Raw genomic sequence first — 23974 nt, 5'->3', positions numbered from 1 at the left:
AACTCAAAAAATGAGACAACCCCAGGGGTTGTCTCATCTGTCTCAAATCTCCATCACACTTGCAGTGAATAGTCGTTGCAACGCATCTAAAGATAATGGCGACTTTACAAGTACACAGGTTGATGGCCCTGCGCTTCCGGGTGGAATAGGATTAGATGCACGAACTCCTAAACGAGACAGTTCTGCATCGACACCAGAAGAACCACACGGATGACAATACGAAATGGAATCCGAAAGTCGTGCCAAATAAAGCTCTTTTAGTGCAACAACTTCAGTTGGGGTGTTTAAAACCGCTTGTCCCACCAAGGGTTTTCCGATTAGAAACCAGTTGCCTGGTTGCTCGACAGGTGTCAGTTTTTTCTTTGTCTGATACCAACATTTTTTCTGTCGGCTTCCTATAATTTGTACGGAAATTCCTGACTGTAATGTGGTCATGTTCGACTCTGTTGATCCGGCAATAGGAGGGCAGTCTAGCCCAATGTTTTGGAATAATCGTTCGATACCGAGTTTATAGAAATTCCAAGCAGCATTTCCCGTAAAATTGATTACGACAATTCGCTGCGCTTCTGCCTCAACACACCATAATTCTAATAAAGCCACTCTTGCTGCCATTTCCGCGACTAAACTCTCACTCGCACTTAGCATATCTCCAGGTTTTTCACCAATTCCCGCAGAATTATCAACACCCATCCACAACTCGTTGCCTAAAAAAATTGCATCTCTCACCGAATCATCTCCTGTCGTCCTGCACGTTTTACTAAAGGTGACGCAATAGAGGCAAGCAAGCAGTTGATTGCTGTAGCTAATAAAAGAAGAGGAGCCAAAGCGCTATAAAGAGCGGGACTGATCAGAAAGTAGAATGGAAGAGGCGCAAGAAGGCCTGTAGCCAACGTAACCCATATATACCCGAGTAATTGTCGGTTTCGTCGGACAAACCATCCGAATATCAGGACTATTCCTACCATTTCGAGTGCTACGATGAAATGAAACGGCCCAAGTGGAAGGCCGCCACTGAGTGCTGACACGATGTGACCGATGCCTGCAATCGCTCCTGCCCATAAAGGACCAAGAAATACCACACTTAAAAGTGCAGGGGTCAAATCAAGGGCAACGCTACTAAATGGACCAGGTAACTTAATAAGTGCACCGATTCCGCAAAGAGCCACAAAAAGTGCGGCTAGTGTAAGCTTTCTCGTCATTCCCATAGTGACACTCCTTTCTTCATTTCATGTAGTCCGTACCAGATTTGTGTCACAGAAGTGGCCTCTGCGACAAGGTATTGTGTGATTCGCCCTGATTCATCACGCAATACACGATCTTCTTTTTGTAAAGGGACAATTCCCCGGGAAATATCTTCAACAATCCAGATGATTGTTTGGTTCGAAGCAGCAGATTGTAAGGTATCTAGCCATTCGGATCTCTGTTCTTTTGTAAGAGGAAATAACGCCGCTTGGATACCATCAAAGACAAGTACATCTTTTGTATGATCGAATTCTATTTCATCTGCATGAATCCATTGAACTGTTACATCGTTTCTTTCAAGATACGCGCGAACAAAGGCTCGCTTGCCGTGATAGGCACCTCCGAATACGATATGCATGACCAGCTCTCCTTTTTTTCTAATGTGAAGTGAAAAACTGTGGTGTGCCCAGCAACTGCTTGCTGGAAAGGCGTTAGAGTAAACCAAGACTTTATTAATCGAATCACACCACCGTGGACTACTAAAATCAATGGACTATCTGAAGTGTCTAGTAAATTAAACAAAGCTTGATGTACGCGTATTTCAAACTCGCAAAACGATTCACCCTTTGGTGGTGTGGATTCAAGTGGTTGATCAATCCAGTTTCTATAAGCTGTATCGAACTGCAAATCTGCATACGTCTTTTGTTCCCAGTCACCAAAATGCAACTCCCGGAAGCTTGCATCTGTATGTACTGTGCTTCTTGGAAAATAAAGTGTTGAGGTTTGAATGCATCGAATCAAGTCGCTGGAATAGACCTGAATCTCCTGATTAGTGAGTGAAGGAACTTCTGCATCCAAAATTTCTTGATCTGTCCACCCGATATACTGTTTTTGTTGATTTCCATAAGTTGGTAGATGTCGCATTATAATAAGATCAACAAGATGAGCCATACGACTAACTCGCCTCCTTCTATAAATGCCCCACACATATCACCGGAAGCTCCACCAAAATGCTTTCTCGTCCAAACTTTGAAATACCAAATCCCAATGAAAAGAACCGCAACAGGTGCACTGCTAACTGGAATCAATACAATCAAAGTAGCCAGAATAAAGAGTTGGATAAATGTCAGGGGAAGGAATGAGAAATGTTGTCTGAAAAAATGTGCCATGCCGTGTTCTTTAGATGGATTTGTTCCAACTAAATACAACACCATTCCACACCGAATTAAAATCGGAATCACTAGCCAGTAAAGTATGGAAAGCTCTAAGCTTATCAACTGCACGTAAATTCCGAACCGCATCAGTAACGAGACACCAACTGTCATCGCACCAAACGCTCCCACACGAGGATCTTTTAGTATTTCCTGACGTTTTGCTTGGTCTTTGTAAGAAAAATAAGCGTCTGCAGTATCTGTCAGACCATCTAAATGGAGACCACCTGTAAAGGCAAGATGCGCTGCAACCAACAAAGCTGCAAGAAGTGCGACATGAAGCTCATTCGATAAGAGTGTATAAAGTCCGAAAAGAAGTGTTCCTTCAAGCAATCCGATGAGAGGAAAAACGGCGAACATTGAAGTGATAGACCGTTTTGTCATAGGCAAGGTGGCTTTAACAGGAACGCTACTAAAAAACTGTAAGGCAAGTGGCAAGCCACTGAGTAGTTCTTTCATCTTGAGGCTCCTTCCAGACCTTTGGGATTCCAAACGTCACTTCTATGCTGCAGTCTGACTCTGCTACAATCCATTGATGAAGTTCGCCGAGCCACTTTCTGTATTCCTCCGTTTCCGGGTATACGGATGTGGGCTCGTCAAATACCTCGTTCGACACTAAAATGACAGGGGTCCCAGTCTTTTTCCACATCGAAATTTGTTGTTTCAATGAAGCAACTAGTGTTGTTTTGTCGACATTCTCAAACCAAAAATTGCCGAGCCATGTCGTCAAGCAATCCCACAAAATCGGCTGTTCAGTTGGAAACGGTCGCTCGAGTGGCGTGAGGGCATCGCGGACTTCGATGGTTTCCCATGCGACCCCACTTGACGTTCGGAGCCGCTGGTGATGTTGAATGCGTTCCATCATCTCGGAGTCGGTTGCTTGTCCAGAAGCGATATAAAGAGGGGGATAGGTGGTTATGAGGGAAGTGGCCAGTTTTTCTGCAAACTGACTTTTTCCACTGCGTGCGCCGCCTGAAACAAAAATAAGCATAGAGATTCCTCCTGTGGTTTTGTATACTACTCGTCAAAGAGGTGTTGAAATGATCAAGATTGCAGTGATTAGTGATGTACATGGTGAAGAGCGACAGTTTAAGCGTCTTGCCCATGAACTGGAAGAAAAACAACCGGATCTCATTATCGACAATGGAGACTTTTTCTATGGAAGTCCGGAAGCTTTTTATTACGAGATGATGAAGAAACGGCCACCAATTTTGGATCTAGCAAAAGAATTGATTTCTGTTGCTGTTCCTGGAAATCATGAATTCACACATTCCTATCGAACATTCAAAACAGCACAAAATGATATGCCCTATGAGTGGATTTGTGCCAACGTATCTGGCTTTATACCCTATGTAGTCAAACATATCAAAGGGATAAAACTCGTGATTATTGGACTAACGACGCCACTTATTCGGGAGTGGGACGAGACTAGTGAGCTTAGTCACCTTGACATTCGTAACCCGGTGGAAGCTTTGAAAAAATGGATACCTTCTATTTTAGCTAGTGAGTCACCTGATCTACTAATCGTTAGCTATCACGGTGGTTTTGAACGAGATCCAGATAGTGACTGGCCATTTCACGGTGCTGAGAGTGAAAATGAGGCGCTCCGAATCGCGCACGCTTTCCCTGAAATTGATCTATTGATCACAGGTCATCAGCATCTGCGAATGAATACTGAGGTCAATGGTGTACACATTGTTCAACCGGGATCTCACGCAATTGGCTATACCGAAGTGATGATTGACACAGAAACTGCATCGAATCAGTTCTCCAGTGCGTTTCGTACAATTGAAAACAACTTGAACGAGCCGACGGAAGCAGATGAATGGCTTGATACAGTCATTGCCGAGTGGCCACAGGATACTCGGTTTTCCGGAATGCTTTCATCCAGACTGCATAGGCACCCATTTCATGACTTGATGCATGAAGTCTTTCAACTAGCGACAGGTGCTCAGTTGACCGTATTTGAAATGCCCTATCTAGAAAATGGCGGGTTCTTTGGTTCTATTACGCGCAGGGATGTCTTGCGTCACACACCACATGCAGCACCTCTCCAGATCATCGAATTGACGGGAAGTCAGGTCAAAACTTTACTTGAAGAAAGTGCCGCTGTATTTACTGTTCATCCAAAAACGGGTGTGCCCTGTTTTTCATCTGAAATCAGAGAACTAGCACCCGCTCCGTATGTACACGATGTGTGGGGTGGAATCGATTATACGGTAGATATCACACGTCCTGTTAGCAAACGTATCACACAGCTCCAAATTGGAGGGCGAGATGTTTTTGGTGATGAGCGCTTTGAAGTCGCCATCAGTCGCTATCGTCTAACTGGCTATGATTTTCCTCTATATACAACTGCTCAGGTAGTTCGATCAACGAACCGTACGATTCCGGAAATCTTACTTGAATTTATTGCGCAAACAACTCTGGATACACCGTTTGGGCAGCAAGCTCAACAGCCTCACCGATCCGAGTTGCAGGGCGACTCATAATATCGCTATCTACTTGATAGATGGCTTCGTTCTTTACAGCAGTGATAGATTCCCATGCTGGGCGACTCATCAATTCACCAATTGGGTCGTCCACATAGTTGACCGTCGTCAAAATAACTTCTGGATCTTTTTCAATAATACTTTCGCTCGAGACATTGAACCAGCCAGTTTGATCTGCAAAGATGTTTTCAATTCCAGCAGCTTTTAAAATCTCTTGTTGGAATGAACCTTCTCCAGTTGACCAGATATCTGGAGCAGGAGAAATTTCAAAGTACACGCGTTTTGGTGTGTCGAGGGTTGCTACTTTTTCTTTCACGCCTGCAATTTGTGCTTTGATTTCTTCTATTAATTCTTCACCACGTTCTTCAGCGCCCACTACAGTTGCAATTTGTTCGATGTCTCCGTAAACATCTTCAAAAGTAGAAGCGGTTTCGATAACAACCACTGGAATGCCTGCTTCTTCGAGTGGAGCGATTTGCAAGTCATCGCCAATTGTATACGCAATGACAACGTCTGGATCCATTTCAATGATGCGCTCGGCATTAATCGTCATCGAGTCGGAGATGCGCTCGATGTCTGCTGCTTCTTCCGGGTATGTATCAAACTCCGTTACACCAATCACTTTTTCACCAACTCCTAGGTCAAAAAGGATTTCTGTATTACTTGGTTGAAGAGAGACGATGGTTTCAGGTACTTCTGGAAGTATAATATCTTCGCCACGGTCATCTGTCACGGTGTATTCAGTAGTTTCCTCTGTTTGTTCGTTTGGTGTTTCAGTTGCATCTGAAGCTTGTTGTTGGCAGCCAGCTAAAACAAGTGTGAGAAATGCTGCTGCAGAAAGCCATTTTTTCATGTGAGTATTCATCCTTTTCCATATGATTTTGAGTGAAAGACGATTTCTTCGATTCCTTGGTTCTGGTTTACGGCGACGGCTAGCACGAAGAAGACGTTCGCGAGTAATCCAAGAAAGGAAAATAACAATTCATCGACAGGACGTTCTTGTGACACCTTATGCAATGCACGATAGGACTTTTTTGCTTCACTTCTGCAAACATGAAGCAGCGCGGCACCCTGTGTACCTTGTGGAAGGTAGAAGTTCTTCCAGTCATCACGACGTTCGATATACAGATCATAAATGTCATCCAACCACGCAAGGTCTTGTTCGGTGATAGCCATGCGACCTCGAACTGATCCGTTCAGGTGGTAGGCAAGCGGTTGGACTCGTTCTAAAATTGCGATTTCCTCGCGTTGCTCTTCAAGCCGAAGGACGGCAATAGCCTCCCCAATTCGAGTTGTCAGAGAGTCTGTACGAATCTCGTAATCAACAAGGCAGCTCTTTTCACGCATAAATGGATAGCACGAGTAGCGGGCTTTTGATGTAGTTTTGGTCATAAATCTCCTTTCCATTTTGGGTAGACGTTCCTTATAATCAAAAAAGCTGCCTCCGAAGAGACAGCTGAGAAATGGAAACGTTTCACAAAAAAGAAATGAAGAAAGTCTCCATTTCCCAATCCCCGAAGAAACGTCTGAATCGGTTTTGTTCGGCAGGTCTTCTGGCTTGCGTCATCCTCTGGCTCCCTTCCCATGCACGTGCACAGTGGTTATTGAGCTTTCGTCAGCATCACAGTTGCGGGGACAGCGTTAGATTTTCACTAACTTCCCTTTTAAACTACATGTTGTAGTACCTGAACAAAACATCCACAAAATATTGAATTAGTAACTCGAGGATAAGTATAGCACTAGGCTGAATTAACTGTCACTATGCTTTTTTATATGAATGAAAAAACCTTCCATCAAAGTTCGAGATGGAAGGCTCTACTACACTTATTTTTTTATAAAAAATCGCACTACTTTGTTCGCAAAGTCCTCATATGAAAACCCTTCAGAACGGTTGTTGTACCATTTTCGAACCGTCTCTACGATCCAAAACGGCACTGCACGCCCCTCAAAAAGATGATAATAGTCTTCATAACCACGCTTCAAATCTTCCCACCGATTGTCATTACCAGGTAGCACATACTCCGATACATCAATTATTTTTGCGCGGCCGTCTTGTAATAAAACATTTTTAAGATGGATATCTCGAGGGTTTAAACCTTTGCTCCGAACATACTCTCGTGCCTTCTCTACATCCTCAACTGCTTCTTTAGGAATCGAAATACCTTGCAGAATACAGTCAAAAAACGTAATGCCTGGTTCATAACTTACTACTAAGACAGAGGCAGTAGCGGCGTAGCACGTCGGAAAATACGGAGAATCGCCAAGTTGTTTATAGACCTCAGCTTCCACCGCGATTTTTTCCCTCTTTTCGTTCGCATACACTTTAAACGCATATTCCGGTGTCTCAGAAGAATGAAAGACAGCTGCGTCTGTTCCCACGCCAATGCATCTCATGCCCTCAGCGAATCCAAGAACTGTAACAGGCTCATTATTTGGGTTGGCTGTTATTTGAATTGTGGAAAGCGCGTTAAGAGTAGACTCCAAGTTTTCATTCATAATACAAGCACCTTCCTTTTTCGTGATGTGAAATTTAGACGACGAAATCCGTGAAATGTTGCAAGTGCCCTGACACAAACTATGCATCTGCATACACTACACTAATGATACGTGAAAGGAATGACTTGATGCACCATTATAACTCATGTCCTGAGCCACTTGTGTTAAACATTGAAGAAGCCACTCTTGAGAATAAGACGTTTCGAACCGTGATATGGACGGGCCATTATTTACAGCTGACAGTGATGAGTATTCCGGTATGTGAGACAACCCCAGGGGTTATTTCATAAAGCAAATATGGTAAACTTAAAGCACCATATTCTGTAAAGGGGAGAAGGCAAATGGGCGCTATCTATGCACTCGTAGTATTTGGACTGGTCGGTTATATTTTGTACAAAGTTCTTATCAAAAAATCTGTTCCACCAAGCACGTTCTCACCTGTCGATGAGTTCACGATGGGCATCAAACCCGATGTGGATCAAAAATTTCCGCTTGAAGATACACGACATTCAACGCCGTATGAAGAATCAATTGAAATAGCAGAGCCTTATCAGAGAAACCAAGATAAGCTGTAATAGAATTACGACCCTGGAGGGATTCGCCCCCCCGACCGATGGCATAGTGTGACGAAATAGAGTGGAAAGGTGTGAGTTGGTGAAAGTAGCAGTCATCCAATTGAATTCGAGACAAGATAAACAACAAAATTTAAAAAAAATTGAGAGATTCATTCGAGAAGCAGCAACCGCTGGAGCAGAACTCGTATCTCTTCCCGAAAATTGCAATTTCTTAGGGCAAGATGCTGAAAAGATTCATCCAGCAGAAGAAATTCCTACTGGGCAAACAACCCAGTTGTTTCAACAGCTCGCAAAAGAGTTGAACCTTTTCATTCATGTCGGCAGTATAACCGAAACCTATTCTGATACGAAGTCCTATAATACAAGTTATGTTGTTTTTCCGGACGGAGATCTTTCGAGGCGTTACCGAAAGATTCATTTGTTCGATATTGATATTCCAGGTGTATCTACACACAAAGAGTCAGATTTTTTTGAGGCAGGATCAACTCTTGAAACTGTGGAACTTCCGTTTGGCAAAGCTGGCCTAAGTATCTGTTATGACCTTCGTTTTCCGGAACTTTACCGGCAGTATGTGAAACAGGGGGCAAAGATTTTGTTTGTTCCCGCAGCTTTCACACGTTATACGGGCATGCTTCACTGGGAACCACTTCTTCGTGCCCGCGCTATTGAAAATCAATGCTATGTGATTGCGGCGGGTCAGCACGGGACGTATCATCCTGGGAAAGAGTGTTTTGGTAATAGTATGATTATCGATCCGTGGGGAGTAGTGGTGGCAAGGGCTTCCGAAGGAGAAGGTGTTACGATTGCCGACTTAAAATGGGAACTCGTTGAGTCTGCACGGACAAACATCCCAGCACTGACGCATATTAGAAACGATGTCTATTGATTATATGAATACTGGTCTAGATAGAAATCGCACGGTAGAATAAGAGTACACATTTATTTCATCACAAACAGAGGAGTTCTATTGTGCAATTATTTTTATTGGTAGTGTTCGTAATTGGTTTTTTAGTAGGTGGTTCATCATTTCCTGGACTTTTTGTTCTTGAAGTGGGAGGGCCATGGTATAGAAAACTTTTAATGTTGGTATGTTTCACGGGTTGTTAAAGCCAGCGACGGTTTCAGAAGCTGGCTATCGTCTATATTCAAATTTCGAAGTGGATCGCCTTCAGCAAATTCTGTTTTTTCGAGAACTTGAATTTCCGCTACAAGTGATTGCTGAGCTAGTAAATTCTCCAGAGTTTGATGACCTTTCAGCATTTGAAGGTCATAGGGAGTTGCTTTTGAAAAAACAGCAAAGAATCGCGGAAGTGCTTGAAACTCTTGATAAAACAATCGAAGCGAAACGAGGAGGAACGAGTATGACGAACGGTGAAAAATTCACAGGGTTGAAAAAGAGTTTACTTGAAGACAATGAACACCACTATGGGGAAGAAATTCGAGAAAAGTATGGCGATGAGCTGGTGGATGCGAGTAATGCGAAGGTGATGGGCTTATCAGAAGAATCGTTTGCAGAGATGCAAGCAGTGGAGCAAAAGATTTTTGAGACACTAAAACGAGCAGCTAACAATCACACTGTCGAATCTGAGGATGCAAAGGAACTGGTTGCACTTCACAAATCCTGGCTCAGTTATACATGGCCACAGTATACAGCCGATGCCCATAAAGGCTTAGGTGAAATGTATGTGGCAGATGAACGGTTTGCTTCCTATTATAATCAACATGCACCAGGAGCTGCGGAGTTTTTACGTGCCAGCATTGTTCGTTGGGCAGAGTGAATTGATGAGACAACCCCAGTGGTTGTCTCATTTTGTAGCTAAATGTACTTTAGAGCTACTTCCTTGGCTTAGTTTATAAATGGCAGGGTTAGGCATATTACGCCATCCTTCAAAACCAAAGTTCGTATCGAGTGAAGTGAGTAAGAGGGATGCTAGATTTCCGTGAGTAACAACTACTACGAAGCTATTATCTTCCACTTTGATTTCCTTCAAGCATTGTTCAATACGATTTAAAGCTTCAGCACTAGACTCTCCGCCTTCAAATTTTAAGTTAAAATTATTGAATGTCTCTTCCAGTTTTTCCATCCAATCTGGTAAATCTGATGAGCTCAAAATTCTTTCTTGTAGACGAGCGTCGAGGTGAATAGGAATATCAAAATGTTTCGCAAACGGTTCAATCGTTTGAACAGCTCTAAGGTACGGACTAGAAATGATTTTCGAAACCGAATAGCTTTCAAGATGCTGGCTAAGTTCTTTTGCTTGTTGAAAACCTTCAACAGTCAGTGGAGCATCAGATTGTTGCCCTGTTGCTGAGCAGTGTCTAATTAAAAGTAAGTTAGTCATGAAAACTCCTTTCAAACTTCATGAGATTCCTTCAGGTAGTCCTCTTACTTTGTTCAACTTCCATTATATCCAGAATTTTCTCCTCTTGACACGTAAGATGGGACGCTTTATTCTATGTGTAACCGGTTACACATACAGTGATTTTAGAAGGAGGCAACCAAATGGCGACTATACGAGACGTAGCAAAACATGCGGGGGTATCTGTCGCCACGGTTTCTCGCTACTTAAATGCAAAAGGATACGTCAGCGTCGAAACGGCACAAGCGGTTCAAAAAGCGATCAGCGAACTGAACTATGAAATGAATGCGGTTGCACGAAGCTTGACGACAAAACAATCCAACCTGATTGGTTTGATCTTACCTGACATTACTAACCCGTTCTTCCCAGAACTCGCGCGAGCAGTAGAAGACGTTGCACTTACTTATGGCTACACAGTCGTATTATGTAACTCAGATGAAAACCCAGTAAAAGAACGCAATTATATCGAAACGCTAGAAAAAAAGTATGTTGCGGGTTTCATTGTGACATCAAGTCAGCAAAACCGTGACCTCTACATGAAATTAAAAAAACCAATGGTCGCACTCGATCGCCCGATTGATGCTTCGATTCCATGTGTCATCTCTAGTAACCGCCAAGGAGTAAAAGATAGCACGAAAAGCTTGATTGCTTCCGGTTGCAAAGAGCTTCTTTTTGTAGAAGGGCCAGACCACATTCAATCTGCGAGTGAACGAAAACAAGGATTTGAAGAAGCGATGCTCGGTGTGACAGATGTTGCGCATCACCATATTCAAGCAAACTTCCATTTTGATGAGTCCTATGAGAAAGTGAAAGCCTATCTAACACCGCATAAAGAAGTGGATGGGATTGTCACAAGTAGTGATGTAGCAGCACTTGGAGCTATTCGAGCGTGTACGGAACTTGGGCTACACATTCCTTCGGATATTCAGATTATTGGATTTGATGGTATTCAACTGGGCGAAATGTTGTCCCCGCCGCTTTCGACTGTCAGACAAGATATTTATAAACTTGGCGCGATGGCTGCTCGGATACTGATTAAACAAGTGGAAAACGAACCACTCGAAAAAATGTATTACGAAGTTCCGGTTGAAATTGTTCACCGCGGAACAACAAGGAGTGAGACATCATGATTACAGTCATTGGAAGCATTAATATGGATCTCGTTGTCCGCACAGATAATTTTCCAAAACAAGGCGAAACGCGTCTCGGTGATTTGTTTGCAACGATTCCAGGAGGGAAAGGTGCGAATCAAGCAGTGGCAGCAGCAAGGCTTGGAGCAGACGTAACGATGCTCGGTGTTGTGGGGAATGATGCATTTGGCAGGGAACTAACAGAGAATCTTCAAAACGAAGGTATTCATACTGCTTCTATTAAACGTGTCGACAAGCCAACAGGCATTGCAAACATCTTAGTTTCTGATCAAGACAACCGCATCATCGTAGTACCTGGAGCGAATCACGAATGGGAACAAGAAATGGTCCTAGAGATGGAACGAATCATTCCTCAAAGCAAAGTGGTTGTCTTCCAATTAGAGATTCCAGTGGGAATGGTGGAAAAAGGTCTTGCTATCTGCAAAGAACATAACGTCCAAGCGATTTTAAACCCAGCACCAACTGACGTCTTTCATGAAGGTTTACTACAGTACGGAGCTCTACTTACACCAAATGAATCAGAAGCTGAAACTATTTGGGGAGCAGAGTGGAAAAAAGCAATCCAATCCTTCCAAAACCAAGTCATTGTAACACTTGGGAAAGACGGGGCAATGTATCCTGGGGAGTCGGATGCTGTATATGTAACCGGTTACCCAGTCGAAGTGGTTGATACGACCGGAGCAGGGGATACGTTTAATGGAGCACTTGCATATGGACTGAGTCAAAACTGGGAACTCGCCAAATCCATCGAATTCGCAAACGCAGCTGCCTCACTTTCGGTTGAAGCGCTTGGTGCACAAACAGGAATGCCAAAACGAGCCGCTGTAGATGAAAGGATGACACGATGAAGAAGCAAGGAATTTTAAACCGTGAGCTAGCTGGAATGTTAGCGCAGATGGGACATACGGATCAACTCGTTATCGCAGACTGTGGCCTACCCATTCCAGATGGTGTGAAGTGTATTGACCTTTCCTACACGCTTGGAAAACCAGCGTTTCTTGATATCGTGAAAGCGGTCACTGAAGACTTCCAAACTGAAAAAGCCATAGTGGCAAATGAGCTACCTCAATTCAATGAGGATGTATTTCACGTACTAAACAGTCAATTTGAATTAACATACGTTTCGCATGAAGCATTTAAAGAACAAACCAAACACGCCAAAGTCATTATTCGCACCGGCGAAGCAACGCCGTATGCCAATATCATTTTACAGTCCGGAGTCATTTTTTAAGCGGAGGTGAACAGTATGCTTCACATGAAGGGAATCACAAAAGCGTTTAACGGTAACACCGTTTTGCGAGATGTCGAGTTCGACCTTGAGCCTGGAGAAATCCACGCACTGATGGGAGAAAACGGGGCTGGGAAGTCGACGATGATGAAGGTGTTGACAGGCATTCACCCTAAAGATGAGGGAGCGATTACGTGGAAGGGCCAAGAAGTTGCTTTCAAATCGCCTCAAGAAGCAGAAGAGGCAGGCATCGCAGTTATTCACCAAGAACTTAACATCTTGCCTTATCTATCCATTGCTGAAAACTTGTTTTTAGGAAAAGAAGAAACACTAGGGAAAACAGGCATCTTGAAGACGAAGAAGATGGAAACAGAAGCGAAGCAACGTCTTGCTGAGCTCGGTCTAAACATTGATCCATCTGCTGAAGCAGCGACATTGTCCGTTGGTCAGCAGCAAATCGTGGAAATCGCCCGTGCGCTGTCTTCAAATGCAGAAGTCATCATCATGGATGAACCGACAGCAGCACTTACAGACCGTGAGATTGAACAACTCTTTAAAACCGTGCGCGCACTAAAAGACAAAGGTGTCGCATTCATCTATATCTCCCACCGCATGGAAGAAATCTTTGCGATTTGTGACCGCATCACAGTTCTTCGTGATGGCCAGTGGGTTGGCGTGAAACGAATTGCGGAGACAAACTTCGATGAAATTGTTCAGATGATGGTCGGCCGTGCCCTAGGGGATCGTTTTCCAGAACGTGCTGCAACTCTAGGTGACACAATTTTAGAAGTAAGTGGACTGACTCGAGATCCGTATTTTAGAGACGTGAGTTTTGAAGTGAAACAAGGAGAGATTGTCGCACTTGCTGGTCTTATGGGAGCAGGTCGCACAGAAATCGTCCAATCTTTGTTTGGCTACAAAAAAGCGACGGCTGGAAAAGTCAAAATCAACGGCAAGTCCGTCAAAATTCGAACACCGCATGATGCAATTGGACACGGGCTCGCGTACGTGACTGAAGACCGGAAAAGTGAAGGCTTGATTCTCGATTTTAGCGTGGAACAAAACATTAGTCTTTCGAATTTTCCCACCCTTTCTTCAAATGGATTGATGTCGGCGAAAAAAGAGCGTGCACTGTTTGATCGAATGAAAGAACGGTTGGGTATTCGCACATCAAGCCCGGAACTGCCTGTGAAGTCACTCAGTGGGGGGAACCAACAAAAAGTTGTTCTCTCGAAATGGTTAGGGACGAATCCTTCTATTTTAATTTTGGATGAACCAACACGAGGTGTGGATGTCGGGGCGAAGAAAGAAATTTATTCGATTATGAATGAACTTGCTGAAAAGGGAGTCGCGATTGTCATGATTTCCTCCGAACTTCCGGAAGTTCTTGGAATGGCGGACCGTGTGCTCGTCATGCATGAAGGCAAACTCACAGCGCAGCTCGACAACAAAGACCTGACGCAAGAAACGATTATGAATTACGCAACAGGAGGTGGAACACGTGTCTAGTACAACCGCATCGAAACAAGGGTTGATTCAAAAATTGGTTCCGTTCCTTGGACTGTTTTTGATTGTTACCATTATCACGATTTTAAATCCTGACTTCTTGTCAGTGAGCAACTTATTGAACGTTCTTCGCCAAGTATCAATCAATGCGATTATCGCGTTTGGGATGACATTTGTTATTTTGACTGGTGGTATTGATTTATCGGTCGGTTCGATTTTAGCCCTAACAGGCGCAGTGACTGCTGGAATGATGGCAGGTGGAACGGACCCAATCTTAGCAATGTTACTCGGATTGATTCTAGGTGCACTACTCGGTGCAGTGAACGGTGTATTAATTGCAAAAGGGAATGTCGCACCCTTTATCGCAACACTTGCAACGATGACCATCTATCGTGGGTTGACACTTGTGTATACAGAAGGTCGTCCAATTTCAGGATTGGGTGATTCATTGACATTCCAAATGCTTGGGAAAGGCTATTTCTTAGGAATTCCTGTACCAGTCGTCACAATGTTGATCAGCTTTGGAATACTTTACTTCATTTTAAAGAAAACAACATTCGGTCGCCGCGTCTATGCAGTTGGTGGAAACGAAGAGGCATCAAAACTATCAGGAATTAAAACAGGTCGTATCAAAATTTATGTTTATTCTTTAACAGGTTTCTTATCGGCACTCGCAGCCCTTATTTTGACGTCACGTCTAAACTCTGCACAGCCAACAGCCGGACAAATGTTTGAACTTGATGCAATCGCAGCAGTCGTTCTTGGAGGCACAAGTCTAACAGGCGGGCGTGGTTGGATCGTCGGTACATTAATCGGAGCACTGATCATTGGTGTTCTAAACAACGGGTTAAATCTTATTGGGGTTTCGTCCTTTTTCCAGCAAGTTGTAAAAGGACTTGTCATACTATTCGCGGTCTTGATTGATCGCAAAAAACTTATTTAAGGGGAGAGAACACTATGAAGAAAATTTGGGTACTAGTAAGTCTTGCAGCAGTCTTATTCCTTGCAGCATGTTCATTGGATTCACCAACATCGTCGAACGAATCAGGAGACACAGAATCAACGAATGAAACACCAACGATTGGTTTCTCAGTATCTACATTGAATAACCCATTCTTCGTCACGTTAACAGATGGCGCTGAAGCAAAAGCAGAAGAACTTGGAGCGGAAATGACAGTGGTAGACGCACAAGACAATGCTTCGAAGCAAGCCTCTGACGTGGAAGACTTGATTCAACAAGGCGTTGATTTTATTTTGATCAACCCAGTGGATTCTGCAGCAGTAGCAGCGGCAGTTGAATCTGCAAACGCATCAGGTATTCCAGTAATCACGCTTGATCGTTCTGCTGAAGGTGGAGAAGTTGTTGCACACGTAGCATCTGATAACGCAGCAGGTGGCCAAATGGCTGGAGAATACTTGGTATCTCTAGTTGGTGAAGGCGCACAAGTAGCAGAGCTTGAAGGTGTACCAGGTTCTTCTGCAGCACGTGAGCGTGGAGAAGGATTTAACTCAGTAGCAGCAGACCAACTAGATGTCGTTGCAAAACAAACAGCGAACTTCAACCGTGCAGAAGGTTTATCTGTAATGGAAAACATCTTGCAATCTAACCCTGACATCACGGGTGTGTTCGCACACAACGATGAAATGGCACTTGGAGCACTTGAAGCAATCGAAGCAGCTGGTAAAGACATCGTCGTTGTAGGCTTTGACGCTACAGATGATGCAGTCGCTTCAGTAGAAGATGGTCGTCTAGCAGGAACAATCGCACAACAACCAGCGATGATTGGTGAGATTGGTGTCGAAACAGCAATGAAAGTGTTAGCTGGGGAAGAAGTAGAAGCAAATATCCCAGTGGAACTTGAATTGATTGGACAAGACTAAAATAAAATAAATGAGCGTGGTACAGAACCCGGGGCATCTTGCTTCGGGTTCTATTTATTTATTTATTTACAATATTTTATTTTTAGAATTATTTAATGTTTGATAAAAACAAGTTAAGATTAAAAAAATACTAAACTATTTATAGAATTATCCGATAATACGTATACAAAGGTCTATTTTCTCGGAGGAGCCCATGAACAGTTTTGTTTCGCGCACTGATCTCGAAGTTGAAAAAATTGCTGCTCCTCGTTATGGAGTAGTGTTAATAGATGCCATCTTATCGTTTGCAGAACGAAAAGAACTTTTAACTTTTCTAATGGTTTTGTTTACACCTATTGTTTTCTGGGTGGAGCATGTTCTTATTCCCAATCATATGGGGCCAGAATTATATTATGTACTGATATTCGGCTATAGTTTGTTGTTTAACCGAAGGATTTATATTTTTTTAATGGCGGTTATTTTTATAGGACTGCGTTATTATACGTATTCAGAGGCATTCACCTCACATAATTGGTCAATGCTCGCAGTAATTAGTGCACTTTATATTGGAATTGGAATCTTCTCGTTGTCTGCATTAAAAATACTGCAAGAAGCACGAAGTACTGAAATGAAAAGTATTTATTCACTACTTCAGACTATTCAAATGCGAGATCACTATACTGCGCAACATTCGAGAAATGTAGCTGAAAAATCAGTTTGGATAGCGAAAGAGCTAAATTTATATGCTGAATTTCAGCAAAACCTATACGTAGCTGGTCTATTACACGATATTGGAAAAATTGCTATTCCCGATGCTATTTTAATCAAACCAGATTCTTTAACTGTGCAGGAGTACAGTGAAATTAAGAAGCACCCTCAACTTGGTATGGATTTATTACAACACGCACCGGTAATGAGAAATCAAACGATTCGAGATGCAATTTTATACCATCATGAGCGCTTTGATGGGAATGGCTATCCAACCGGACTGATTGGAGAAGAAATACCCTTGTCTGCACGAATAATGGCAATTGCTGATACGTATGACGCCATGACAACTAATAGGGTGTATCAGCGCAAGCGTTCACCGGAGGAAGCTTTACGTATAATTAAAGAAAATGCTGGGACGCAATTTGATCCGAAGCTTGTTACTGCTTTTACGACAATCATGCAAAAGAAACTACCTGAGATGCGGAACGTTGTCTCAATGTGAGGAGTATAATAATGAACGAAACTTTTGAATTTCCAGAGGGTTTATTAGGCTTTGAAGATTTGAGAGAGCTTACTTTAACACCCTTAGATCTCCCTTTTAATGCTACTTTTTACGAACTGCAATCACCACGTGGCGAAGTCGGATTTTTAGCTATTGATCCATTTAAACTGGTTCCGGAATACTCGGTTCATATTGAAGCGACGATTCAGGACAAGTTAAGTGTAGAATCGTCTGAAGATGTCATTCTGTTAACACTTGTAACGCTTAAACAAAGTCTTGAGACCTCAACCACAAATTTGAAGGCACCCTTACTCTTAAATTTAAAATCAAAAAAAGCACTTCAATACATACAACAAGATCCAACATTATCTGTTAAGCATCCCTTGAAAGGGGATGCTTAAATGTTAGTTCTAGGAAGAAAAGTTGGAGAAAGCATTCGAATTGGCAATGATATTGAAGTCATCATCACTGCACTTGAAGGAGAAACAATAAAAGTTGGAATAAATGCCCCTAAAACAGTTGCTGTTCATCGCCAAGAAATCTATGAAGAAATCCGAAAAGAAAATCAAGCAGCTCGTATTTCGATGGACCTATTAAAGCACTTGAAAAAATAATTCGAAAAATAACTAAACATTTTTTTTTATCTTCCGATAAAAGGTATGTAGGGTGAAAAGACAAGGATGTCGAACCCTAACATTACATCTACATGGAGGTAGAAATCATGATTATCAATAACAACTTAGCAGCACTTAACACGCACCGCCAAATGGGCCAAGTATCTGGCGCAGCACAAAACTCAATGGAGAAATTATCTTCTGGTCAACGTATCAACAAAGGTGCAGACGACGCAGCTGGTCTTTCAATCTCTGAGAAAATGCGCAACCAAATCCGTGGTCTTGAGCAAGCGCAACGTAATGCACAAGATGGCGTATCGATGATTCAAACAGCTGACGGAGCTTTAAGTGAAGTTCACGAAATTCTTCAACGTATGCGTGAACTAGCAGTACAAGCATCAAATGATACAAACAGTGCTGATGAGCGCAATGCGATTGGTGGAGAGTTGGCGCAATTAGGTTCTGAAATTACTACAATTAAGGATAATACAAAGTTCAATGGTCAAAATTTACTTGATGCAACAGCTGGTAGCGGTGGTGCTGGATCTGTTTCGATTCAAAACGGTGCTGATGCATCTGAAGTAATGACATTAAACTTTGCAACATCTGGTATCGATTTAACAGCTGTTGAAACTGCTGTAGGGTCACTTACTGCTGCAAGCGTAACGGATTCGGCTACAGCTTCTACACTTATTGGAACTATCGATACACAAATTAATTTAGTTTCTACTGGTCGTTCTACATTAGGTGCCTACCAAAACCGTTTGAACCACACAACAAATAACTTGGCTTCAGCTTCTGAGAACGTGACTGCTGCTGAATCACGTATCCGTGACGTAGATATGGCTAAAGAAATGATGGAGTTCACTAAGAACAACATCTTGACTCAAGCTTCTCAAGCGATGCTTGCACAAGCTAACCAACAGCCACAAGCAGTACTTCAATTACTTCGTTAATTTCTAAAACAAGTCTCCTTCGGGAGGCTTTTTTTATTGGGAAAGTCAAAAAATCCTCGCAACCATGAGCTAGATTCCGTATGATAAAAGAAACACTAAGAGAAAGGAGTCTCCTATGACGTCGCTCATTGATTCCAACTGGTTCTATTTAAAGACCATGCAAACTTTATCACAACCACGTCAAATAGTTTCTTCACAGAAAAATGGACAAACCCAGACAGCTTTGTTCTCGACAATGCTTAACTCCGTCATGTCTTCAGATCCGACAGCGAACTGGGTATCTCTTGCTTCCAATCAAGTTCAAAAAGATTCTCCCGTTTACTGGAGTACTCTTGGACCAGAAGTTCCAACACTTTCACCAACTGAACAAGTCACTTCACCATCAAATGGAAGCACTCCATTATCTTTTCAAGCTATTAGTTTGCTAGATATGGAGAATAAACTAAGCGGGAAATTGTCTGGCACTGCTAAAGACTTTATTGCAGCAGGAAAGAAGTATGATTTAAACCCAAAGTTTTTAGCTTCAATTGCTCAACATGAAACCGGAAATGGGACATCGCGAGCAATTCATGAAAAAAATAATGTTGCTGGAATGATGGGACCGAACGGGTTACGCACCTATTCAACACTTCAAGAAAGTATTGAAGCGATGGCAAGTAATCTACGTCGAAACTATTTAAATCAAGGGCTTACAACAATTTCTCAAATCGGTGCGAAGTATGCACCGGTTGGAGCAAGCAATGATCCAACTGGTTTAAACAACTATTGGGTAACTGGCGTTACAAAAAAAATGGCAAATTTTATTTAACAAGAGGGATGATTCATTCATCCTTCTTTTTTTATCTAAACTTTTTTCAAATTTAGCCGATAGAACTAGTAATGAGCTACAAAGGAGCGGATGGACTCATGGATATCCAAGCAGTTAGTTTTCCTGAAAAGACAGTAATTCAAAAAGAAGCGAAAACAGAAAAGCAGATACAGTTTTCAAACACTGATAAGGCAGAGCTAACAAGAGATGAAGTGAGAGAAAAAGTAAATCAATTTGCTAAATGGTTAGAGCCTCACACAACTCAAGTCCGCTTTCACTACCATGAAGACTTGAATGATTATTATGTACAGGTCGTAAATGCAGAGTCTGATGAAGTGATCCGCGAAATTCCAAGTAAAAAAATTCTCGATTATCAAGCCGCCATTCTTCAACGACTAGGGTTAATGGTCGACAAACGATTATGAGCAAGGAGGTAGTTACATGCGTATAACTGGTTTAGGGTCCGGCATGGATATTGATTATATGGTGAAAGAAATGATGATGGCTGAAAAATTGCCGCTCGATAAATTAAAACAAACAAAAATTTGGACCGAGTGGCAAAAAGATGCCTATCGTGAAACGAACTTAGCACTAGCAAGTTTCAGGTCTGCTTTTGAAGGACTTCGCTTTAGTAGTGCGTTTAATGCATTTAGTGCTACCACAACTGGGACTTCTGCAACCGCAAAAGCATCGAGTGGTGCAGTTGCAGGAAGCTATCAAGTCACTGTTCAATCTTTAGCTCAAGGGGCAAAACTACATAGTGCCACAGACTTAAAACAAGCCGATGGAACAAAGACGCTCTCTACTTCTCAAATTGGGACAGCAGGAACCATCGTTATTAAAGATGCAGCTGGTAATGCAGTAGGGGATCCAATTGAAGTAACCGAAACGATGACAATGGCACATGTCGCTTCAAGACTTCAATCTACTACTTCAGGAAAGACTACAGAACTTCGTGCAGGATTTGATACGACTACTTCACGTTTCTTTATTTCAACGAAAGGGATGGGCGAGGCACAGAACTTTTCCCTAGAATTTAGTAGTACGGAATTAGGAGAACGGATTACAGGAGAATCAATTTCATCTATCAATACAGCAACAAGCTCATCCTCAAATGTTGGAAAGGCTACAAATGGTAGTTTCACGTATGATGGTATTCCAGTCACAAATCTCTCGACAAACACAGCTACTATAAATGGAGTGACAATCGAACTAAAAGCTATAGGCAACTCAACGATTACTGTTTCTACTGATACAGAAGCTCCTTTCCAAGCAATTAAAAAAGCCATTACTGCCTACAATGAAATGATTGAGAAGTTTGAAAAACAAGTGGCGGAAACAAAGTATCGTGACTTCCCACCTTTAACGGATGAACAGAGAAAAGACCTGACAGAGACAGAAGCAAAACTTTGGGATGAAAAAGCTAAAAGTGGGCTGTTACGAGCAGATCCCATTTTGAGGGATACACTCACCAAACTACGCCGCGCATTTGCAGATCCTGTGACAGGACTTCCGACGGGTAGTCTAAATACTTTATCTTCTATCGGAATCACTACGGGAAATTTCCGAGAAGGTGGAAAGCTTAATATAGATGAAACGAAGCTAAGAGCAGCATTGGCTGAAAAACCTGAAGAAGTGATGCAATTGTTCACTACAAAAACAGGCGCTACAGGTGTAGCTGAGCGTGTGTATAAAGAAGTAAATGATTCAATTCGAAAATTGAGTTCTCGGGCAGGCTCTCCAACTTCAACTACAGATAACAGTATTCTCACTCAGCGTTTAAAAACGATGGACACTCAAATTCGTGTCTGGCAAGATCGCCTTGTAGGTATAGAAGAGCGCTATTGGAAGCAGTTCTCAGCAATGGAACGCGCAATGAATCAGATGAATCAACAAAGTAGTTGGATACAACAAAATATGATGGGTGGTTTCTAAGATGATGCATCAAATAGAGCGACTTGTCACCCTCACGTGGGAGCTTAACACGCTCTGTGATTCTATGCTTGAGACGACGCCTTCAGATGTTGTTGGCGAAAGTGGGATAGAAAGAATCGATCAATTATTGGAACAGCGTCAATTAATTTTAAACGAACTCTCTCAACTTCATCCGGAGGAAAGAGCAATTCTAAAACAACCGGAGTTAGTTGAACTTGATAAAGTAGTTCAAGGAAAAATGACGTCTATTTTTGGAATGATACAAACGAATGTCCAGATGATTCGTTCAAAAAAGCGAGTATCTCAAGCATATCGTCCTGCACCTGATCACCATGGGTCTTATATAGATAGTAGAAATTAAAAGGAGGAAGCCAGCGTGTATAATGCTTCTCAGATTTATCAAACCAACGCTGTTCAAACAGCCTCACCACAAGAATTATCGTTGATGCTTTATAACGGATGTTTGAAATTTATAAAATTAGCCTCACGTGCACTTGAAGAAAAGAATATTGAGCAAAAACATATTCACCTAGTAAAGGCACAGGCTATTATCACACAGTTTCGAATCACATTGGATATGGATATTCCAATCTCTAAAGATTTAGATGCATTGTATATGTTTATAAACGAAAAATTGATAGAAGCGAATACGACGAATAATCAAGAGACTCTAGCGCTCGCAGAAGACTTAGTACGCGAATTACGAGATACATGGAAAACAATGATGACTGGAACAGTTACCGTTTAAGAAAGAGGTGTCAGCAATGGATCGCACATCATGGTTTGGTTTTATATTTGCCTTTGTTGTCTTAGTCGGTGGATTGATATTGAAAGGTTCAAGTCCTGCAGTTTTATTGAATGGAGCAGCGCTTGTCATCATATTTGCTGGGACACTTGCTTGTATTTTAATTGCATTTCCCATGGATGAATTCAAAAAAATCCCGAAATTGTTCGGAATTATTTTTAAAGAATCCTCTACATACTCTGTAAGAGAATTAATTCCACTATTTTCTCAATGGACTGTTATAGCCCGTCGTGAAGGTCTTTTAGCGCTTGAGAATGCAAGTGAGGAGACTGACGATGAGTTCTTGAAGCGAGGGCTTCGTATGGTAGTCGATGGAGAGTCACAGGATATGATACGAGATTTACTTGAAGAAGACATCGCGGCGATGGAAGAACGTCATGCAGTTGGGGCTAAAATCTTTACTCAAGCTGGTACATATGCGCCAACACTCGGTGTACTAGGAGCTGTTATCGGACTTGTTGCAGCGCTGAGTCACCTAGAAGATGTAGCGTTATTAGGAAAGTCTATTTCAGCAGCCTTTATTGCAACACTGTTCGGTATTTTCTCTGGTTATGTCATGTGGCATCCATTTGCTAATAAACTAAAACAGAAGACAGCAAAGGAAGCTCAGATTAAGCAAATCATGATAGAAGGTATACTTGCGGTTCAAGAGGGGCTACCTGCTCGCGTTGTCGAAGAAAAGCTAAAGACTTACTTGCCTTCTAAAGAGCGCGATTTGAAAGTGGAAGGAAAAGCCAAAGTAGGTGAAGAAGTTGAAGCGTAAAAAGAAACATGATGAACATATAGATGAATCTTGGCTCATTCCTTACGCGGATATTTTGACTCTCCTACTTGCCCTATTTATTGTTCTCTTTGCTTCAAGTCAAATCGATGCGAAGAAGTTTGAAGCAGTTGCAGAGTCATTTGCTAGTGAACTTAGTGGAGGAACTGGAATTTTAGATTCGAATTCACCAACTGATTCAGAAGATGATGGAACGTCCTCTGAGATTCCTTCAATCGTTGATGAGGAAGCTATAGAAGATGATACAGAAACTGAGCCCGGTGCAGGTGGAACTTCTGATACGGAGCTAGAAGGAGAAGATTTGTTCTCGGCTGTACAAGATCAGCAAGAACTTGAAGAGATGGAACAAGCTCTGCTTAATTTTGCGGATGAAGCAGACTTAAACCCACCGCTTACAACTGAAATCGATGATAGAGGATTGATTGTGAAGATTGGAGAAGGAATATTATTCGAATCGGGTAGTGCTGATTTAAGTTCCCCTGCTGCGACAATTGCTAGAGAGCTATCGCAAATGTTTGAGTCGGAAGTTCCGCGTACTGTCTACATTGAGGGGCACACTGATAATATTCCAACAGACAAAAGGCAATATGCAACGAACTGGGAATTAAGTTCAGCTCGTGCCATTAATTTCATGAAAATTGTTTTGGAAAATAAAGACTTAGATCCAAGACTCTTTAGCGCTACAGGGTATGGAGAATACCGACCAATTGCTTCAAATGATACAGAAGCTGGACGAAATGAAAATCGCAGAGTAGAAATTGTGATTTCTCGATTTGTAGAGCAAACTGCAGGGGAGTAGAA

The 23974-nt window shown here is 42.3% G+C and carries 32 protein-coding genes and 1 riboswitch; of the genes, 22 read left to right on the top strand and 10 right to left on the bottom strand.

What is annotated here, in order from left to right:
- Window positions 1-42: 42 nt before the first annotated feature.
- From AB5N96_RS06840 to AB5N96_RS06815, 6 genes are read right to left on the bottom strand one after another with little or no spacing between them, the layout of a single operon-like run.
- Entirely contained in the window at window positions 43-726 is a 684-nt protein-coding gene (locus tag AB5N96_RS06840) for a hypothetical protein (protein WP_499705030.1), read from the bottom strand.
- The gene (locus tag AB5N96_RS06835; protein WP_499705029.1) at window positions 723-1199 is read right to left on the bottom strand and encodes an ECF transporter S component; all 477 of its coding nucleotides are present in this window, start codon (window positions 1197-1199) and stop codon (window positions 723-725) included. The genes AB5N96_RS06840 and AB5N96_RS06835 overlap by 4 nt, the downstream gene beginning before the upstream one ends.
- Window positions 1196-1600 carry a bifunctional adenosylcobinamide kinase/adenosylcobinamide-phosphate guanylyltransferase gene (locus tag AB5N96_RS06830; RefSeq protein WP_499705028.1) on the bottom strand — a complete coding sequence of 135 codons (405 nt, stop codon included), beginning with the start codon at window positions 1598-1600 and terminating at the stop codon, window positions 1196-1198. The genes AB5N96_RS06835 and AB5N96_RS06830 overlap by 4 nt, the downstream gene beginning before the upstream one ends.
- Complete coding sequence (locus AB5N96_RS06825; RefSeq protein WP_499705027.1) at window positions 1525-2133, bottom strand: histidine phosphatase family protein; 609 nt, start codon at window positions 2131-2133, stop codon at window positions 1525-1527. Before AB5N96_RS06825 ends, AB5N96_RS06830 begins: the two co-directional genes overlap by 76 nt.
- Window positions 2106-2852, bottom strand: coding sequence for an adenosylcobinamide-GDP ribazoletransferase (gene cobS, locus AB5N96_RS06820; RefSeq protein WP_499705026.1), 747 nt, complete (start codon window positions 2850-2852; stop codon window positions 2106-2108). Before cobS ends, AB5N96_RS06825 begins: the two co-directional genes overlap by 28 nt.
- The gene (locus AB5N96_RS06815; protein ID WP_499705025.1) at window positions 2806-3384 is read right to left on the bottom strand and encodes a bifunctional adenosylcobinamide kinase/adenosylcobinamide-phosphate guanylyltransferase; all 579 of its coding nucleotides are present in this window, start codon (window positions 3382-3384) and stop codon (window positions 2806-2808) included. The genes cobS and AB5N96_RS06815 overlap by 47 nt, the downstream gene beginning before the upstream one ends.
- Window positions 3385-3433: 49 nt before the next feature.
- Here AB5N96_RS06815 and AB5N96_RS06810 point away from each other — a divergent pair, with 49 nt between their 5' ends.
- Window positions 3434-4885: a bifunctional metallophosphatase/5'-nucleotidase gene (locus AB5N96_RS06810; RefSeq protein ID WP_499705024.1), complete on the top strand. Its 1452-nt coding sequence runs from the start codon at window positions 3434-3436 to the stop codon at window positions 4883-4885.
- On the opposite strand, the gene AB5N96_RS06805 is transcribed toward AB5N96_RS06810, so the two are convergent.
- The 3 genes from AB5N96_RS06805 to AB5N96_RS06795 form a co-directional block, all read right to left on the bottom strand.
- A complete protein-coding gene (locus tag AB5N96_RS06805) occupies window positions 4803-5738 on the bottom strand; it encodes an ABC transporter substrate-binding protein (RefSeq protein WP_392454510.1) in 936 nt (311 codons plus the stop codon). The genes AB5N96_RS06810 and AB5N96_RS06805 overlap by 83 nt on opposite strands.
- Before the next feature lie 8 nt (window positions 5739-5746).
- Window positions 5747-6277: a cobalamin adenosyltransferase family protein gene (locus AB5N96_RS06800; protein ID WP_499705023.1), complete on the bottom strand. Its 531-nt coding sequence runs from the start codon at window positions 6275-6277 to the stop codon at window positions 5747-5749.
- Between the two features lie 134 nt (window positions 6278-6411).
- Window positions 6412-6590, bottom strand: a riboswitch (cobalamin riboswitch).
- 119 nt (window positions 6591-6709) lie between these two features.
- Window positions 6710-7381 carry a serine/threonine protein kinase gene (locus AB5N96_RS06795; RefSeq protein WP_499705022.1) on the bottom strand — a complete coding sequence of 224 codons (672 nt, stop codon included), beginning with the start codon at window positions 7379-7381 and terminating at the stop codon, window positions 6710-6712.
- A gap of 128 nt (window positions 7382-7509) precedes the next feature.
- Here AB5N96_RS06795 and AB5N96_RS06790 point away from each other — a divergent pair, with 128 nt between their 5' ends.
- The 4 genes from AB5N96_RS06790 (at window position 7510) to AB5N96_RS06775 (ending at window position 9734) form a co-directional block, all read left to right on the top strand.
- The gene (locus tag AB5N96_RS06790) at window positions 7510-7671 is read left to right on the top strand and encodes a hypothetical protein (RefSeq protein WP_499705021.1); all 162 of its coding nucleotides are present in this window, start codon (window positions 7510-7512) and stop codon (window positions 7669-7671) included.
- A 51-nt stretch (window positions 7672-7722) separates the two neighbouring features.
- Complete coding sequence (locus tag AB5N96_RS06785) at window positions 7723-7956, top strand: hypothetical protein (protein ID WP_204589645.1); 234 nt, start codon at window positions 7723-7725, stop codon at window positions 7954-7956.
- A gap of 79 nt (window positions 7957-8035) precedes the next feature.
- Window positions 8036-8842 carry a carbon-nitrogen hydrolase family protein gene (locus tag AB5N96_RS06780; protein WP_499705020.1) on the top strand — a complete coding sequence of 269 codons (807 nt, stop codon included), beginning with the start codon at window positions 8036-8038 and terminating at the stop codon, window positions 8840-8842.
- Between the two features lie 214 nt (window positions 8843-9056).
- Complete coding sequence (locus AB5N96_RS06775) at window positions 9057-9734, top strand: MerR family transcriptional regulator (protein ID WP_499705019.1); 678 nt, start codon at window positions 9057-9059, stop codon at window positions 9732-9734.
- A 27-nt stretch (window positions 9735-9761) separates the two neighbouring features.
- On the opposite strand, the gene AB5N96_RS06770 is transcribed toward AB5N96_RS06775, so the two are convergent.
- Window positions 9762-10298, bottom strand: coding sequence for a histidine phosphatase family protein (locus AB5N96_RS06770; protein ID WP_204589642.1), 537 nt, complete (start codon window positions 10296-10298; stop codon window positions 9762-9764).
- Window positions 10299-10459: 161 nt separating this feature from the next.
- Here AB5N96_RS06770 and AB5N96_RS06765 point away from each other — a divergent pair, with 161 nt between their 5' ends.
- The 17 genes from AB5N96_RS06765 (at window position 10460) to AB5N96_RS06685 (ending at window position 23972) form a co-directional block, all read left to right on the top strand.
- Window positions 10460-11446, top strand: coding sequence for a LacI family DNA-binding transcriptional regulator (locus tag AB5N96_RS06765; protein WP_204589641.1), 987 nt, complete (start codon window positions 10460-10462; stop codon window positions 11444-11446).
- On the top strand, window positions 11443-12315 hold the full coding sequence (gene rbsK / locus AB5N96_RS06760; RefSeq protein WP_499705018.1) for a ribokinase: 873 nt from the start codon (window positions 11443-11445) through the stop codon (window positions 12313-12315). Before AB5N96_RS06765 ends, rbsK begins: the two co-directional genes overlap by 4 nt.
- Entirely contained in the window at window positions 12312-12698 is a 387-nt protein-coding gene (gene rbsD / locus AB5N96_RS06755) for a D-ribose pyranase (RefSeq protein WP_204589639.1), read from the top strand. Before rbsK ends, rbsD begins: the two co-directional genes overlap by 4 nt.
- 15 nt (window positions 12699-12713) lie before the next feature.
- Window positions 12714-14204, top strand: a complete 1491-nt coding sequence (locus AB5N96_RS06750) for a sugar ABC transporter ATP-binding protein (RefSeq protein WP_204589638.1) — start codon at window positions 12714-12716, stop codon at window positions 14202-14204.
- On the top strand, window positions 14197-15144 hold the full coding sequence (locus AB5N96_RS06745; RefSeq protein ID WP_338032430.1) for an ABC transporter permease subunit: 948 nt from the start codon (window positions 14197-14199) through the stop codon (window positions 15142-15144). Before AB5N96_RS06750 ends, AB5N96_RS06745 begins: the two co-directional genes overlap by 8 nt.
- 14 nt (window positions 15145-15158) lie before the next feature.
- Window positions 15159-16082 (top strand): ribose ABC transporter substrate-binding protein RbsB, encoded by a 924-nt coding sequence (rbsB, locus tag AB5N96_RS06740; RefSeq protein ID WP_499705017.1) that lies wholly within the window; start codon window positions 15159-15161, stop codon window positions 16080-16082.
- Between the two features lie 193 nt (window positions 16083-16275).
- On the top strand, window positions 16276-17274 hold the full coding sequence (locus AB5N96_RS06735) for an HD-GYP domain-containing protein (RefSeq protein ID WP_204589635.1): 999 nt from the start codon (window positions 16276-16278) through the stop codon (window positions 17272-17274).
- A gap of 11 nt (window positions 17275-17285) precedes the next feature.
- Entirely contained in the window at window positions 17286-17675 is a 390-nt protein-coding gene (fliW, locus tag AB5N96_RS06730; protein WP_392454492.1) for a flagellar assembly protein FliW, read from the top strand.
- Window positions 17676-17888 carry a carbon storage regulator CsrA gene (gene csrA / locus AB5N96_RS06725; protein WP_204589633.1) on the top strand — a complete coding sequence of 71 codons (213 nt, stop codon included), beginning with the start codon at window positions 17676-17678 and terminating at the stop codon, window positions 17886-17888.
- A 107-nt stretch (window positions 17889-17995) separates the two neighbouring features.
- A complete protein-coding gene (locus AB5N96_RS06720) occupies window positions 17996-18844 on the top strand; it encodes a flagellin N-terminal helical domain-containing protein (protein WP_204589632.1) in 849 nt (282 codons plus the stop codon).
- Between the two features lie 115 nt (window positions 18845-18959).
- Window positions 18960-19652 carry a glucosaminidase domain-containing protein gene (locus AB5N96_RS06715; protein WP_499705016.1) on the top strand — a complete coding sequence of 231 codons (693 nt, stop codon included), beginning with the start codon at window positions 18960-18962 and terminating at the stop codon, window positions 19650-19652.
- A 98-nt stretch (window positions 19653-19750) separates the two neighbouring features.
- Complete coding sequence (locus tag AB5N96_RS06710; RefSeq protein WP_204589630.1) at window positions 19751-20077, top strand: flagellar protein FlaG; 327 nt, start codon at window positions 19751-19753, stop codon at window positions 20075-20077.
- A gap of 16 nt (window positions 20078-20093) precedes the next feature.
- On the top strand, window positions 20094-21587 hold the full coding sequence (gene fliD, locus AB5N96_RS06705) for a flagellar filament capping protein FliD (RefSeq protein WP_499705015.1): 1494 nt from the start codon (window positions 20094-20096) through the stop codon (window positions 21585-21587).
- Window position 21588: 1 nt separating this feature from the next.
- Window positions 21589-21948: a hypothetical protein gene (locus AB5N96_RS06700; protein ID WP_204589628.1), complete on the top strand. Its 360-nt coding sequence runs from the start codon at window positions 21589-21591 to the stop codon at window positions 21946-21948.
- A gap of 15 nt (window positions 21949-21963) precedes the next feature.
- Window positions 21964-22335 (top strand): flagellar export chaperone FliS, encoded by a 372-nt coding sequence (gene fliS / locus AB5N96_RS06695; RefSeq protein ID WP_204589627.1) that lies wholly within the window; start codon window positions 21964-21966, stop codon window positions 22333-22335.
- 16 nt (window positions 22336-22351) lie between these two features.
- Complete coding sequence (gene motA, locus AB5N96_RS06690; protein WP_204589626.1) at window positions 22352-23155, top strand: flagellar motor stator protein MotA; 804 nt, start codon at window positions 22352-22354, stop codon at window positions 23153-23155.
- Window positions 23136-23972, top strand: coding sequence for a flagellar motor protein MotB (locus AB5N96_RS06685; protein WP_499705014.1), 837 nt, complete (start codon window positions 23136-23138; stop codon window positions 23970-23972). Before motA ends, AB5N96_RS06685 begins: the two co-directional genes overlap by 20 nt.
- Window positions 23973-23974 lie beyond the last annotated feature (2 nt).

This window comes from Chryseomicrobium imtechense, from assembly GCF_041475995.1.
Classification (GTDB): domain Bacteria; phylum Bacillota; class Bacilli; order Bacillales_A; family Planococcaceae; genus Chryseomicrobium; species Chryseomicrobium aureum.
Note: the sequence above shows the minus strand (reverse complement) of the source record. Positions and strands in the feature narration are given on the sequence as shown.

What these genes read in the sequence shown, in the direction of transcription:
- AB5N96_RS06835 (WP_499705029.1), bottom strand. Translation starts at nt 1,199, where the DNA reads ATGACGAGAAAGCTTACACTAGCCGCACTTTTTGTGGCTCTTTGCGGA.
- AB5N96_RS06830 (WP_499705028.1), bottom strand. Translation starts at nt 1,600, where the DNA reads ATGCATATCGTATTCGGAGGTGCCTATCACGGCAAGCGAGCCTTTGTT.
- AB5N96_RS06825 (WP_499705027.1), bottom strand. Translation starts at nt 2,133, where the DNA reads ATGGCTCATCTTGTTGATCTTATTATAATGCGACATCTACCAACTTAT.
- cobS (WP_499705026.1), bottom strand. Translation starts at nt 2,852, where the DNA reads ATGAAAGAACTACTCAGTGGCTTGCCACTTGCCTTACAGTTTTTTAGT.
- AB5N96_RS06815 (WP_499705025.1), bottom strand. Translation starts at nt 3,384, where the DNA reads ATGCTTATTTTTGTTTCAGGCGGCGCACGCAGTGGAAAAAGTCAGTTT.
- AB5N96_RS06810 (WP_499705024.1), top strand. Translation starts at nt 3,434, where the DNA reads ATGATCAAGATTGCAGTGATTAGTGATGTACATGGTGAAGAGCGACAG.
- AB5N96_RS06805 (WP_392454510.1), bottom strand. Translation starts at nt 5,738, where the DNA reads ATGAAAAAATGGCTTTCTGCAGCAGCATTTCTCACACTTGTTTTAGCT.
- AB5N96_RS06800 (WP_499705023.1), bottom strand. Translation starts at nt 6,277, where the DNA reads ATGACCAAAACTACATCAAAAGCCCGCTACTCGTGCTATCCATTTATG.
- AB5N96_RS06795 (WP_499705022.1), bottom strand. Translation starts at nt 7,381, where the DNA reads ATGAATGAAAACTTGGAGTCTACTCTTAACGCGCTTTCCACAATTCAA.
- AB5N96_RS06790 (WP_499705021.1), top strand. Translation starts at nt 7,510, where the DNA reads ATGCACCATTATAACTCATGTCCTGAGCCACTTGTGTTAAACATTGAA.
- AB5N96_RS06785 (WP_204589645.1), top strand. Translation starts at nt 7,723, where the DNA reads ATGGGCGCTATCTATGCACTCGTAGTATTTGGACTGGTCGGTTATATT.
- AB5N96_RS06770 (WP_204589642.1), bottom strand. Translation starts at nt 10,298, where the DNA reads ATGACTAACTTACTTTTAATTAGACACTGCTCAGCAACAGGGCAACAA.
- AB5N96_RS06765 (WP_204589641.1), top strand. Translation starts at nt 10,460, where the DNA reads ATGGCGACTATACGAGACGTAGCAAAACATGCGGGGGTATCTGTCGCC.
- rbsK (WP_499705018.1), top strand. Translation starts at nt 11,443, where the DNA reads ATGATTACAGTCATTGGAAGCATTAATATGGATCTCGTTGTCCGCACA.
- rbsD (WP_204589639.1), top strand. Translation starts at nt 12,312, where the DNA reads ATGAAGAAGCAAGGAATTTTAAACCGTGAGCTAGCTGGAATGTTAGCG.
- AB5N96_RS06750 (WP_204589638.1), top strand. Translation starts at nt 12,714, where the DNA reads ATGCTTCACATGAAGGGAATCACAAAAGCGTTTAACGGTAACACCGTT.
- rbsB (WP_499705017.1), top strand. Translation starts at nt 15,159, where the DNA reads ATGAAGAAAATTTGGGTACTAGTAAGTCTTGCAGCAGTCTTATTCCTT.
- AB5N96_RS06735 (WP_204589635.1), top strand. Translation starts at nt 16,276, where the DNA reads ATGAACAGTTTTGTTTCGCGCACTGATCTCGAAGTTGAAAAAATTGCT.
- fliW (WP_392454492.1), top strand. Translation starts at nt 17,286, where the DNA reads ATGAACGAAACTTTTGAATTTCCAGAGGGTTTATTAGGCTTTGAAGAT.
- csrA (WP_204589633.1), top strand. Translation starts at nt 17,676, where the DNA reads ATGTTAGTTCTAGGAAGAAAAGTTGGAGAAAGCATTCGAATTGGCAAT.
- AB5N96_RS06720 (WP_204589632.1), top strand. Translation starts at nt 17,996, where the DNA reads ATGATTATCAATAACAACTTAGCAGCACTTAACACGCACCGCCAAATG.
- AB5N96_RS06715 (WP_499705016.1), top strand. Translation starts at nt 18,960, where the DNA reads ATGACGTCGCTCATTGATTCCAACTGGTTCTATTTAAAGACCATGCAA.
- AB5N96_RS06710 (WP_204589630.1), top strand. Translation starts at nt 19,751, where the DNA reads ATGGATATCCAAGCAGTTAGTTTTCCTGAAAAGACAGTAATTCAAAAA.
- fliD (WP_499705015.1), top strand. Translation starts at nt 20,094, where the DNA reads ATGCGTATAACTGGTTTAGGGTCCGGCATGGATATTGATTATATGGTG.
- AB5N96_RS06700 (WP_204589628.1), top strand. Translation starts at nt 21,589, where the DNA reads ATGATGCATCAAATAGAGCGACTTGTCACCCTCACGTGGGAGCTTAAC.
- motA (WP_204589626.1), top strand. Translation starts at nt 22,352, where the DNA reads ATGGATCGCACATCATGGTTTGGTTTTATATTTGCCTTTGTTGTCTTA.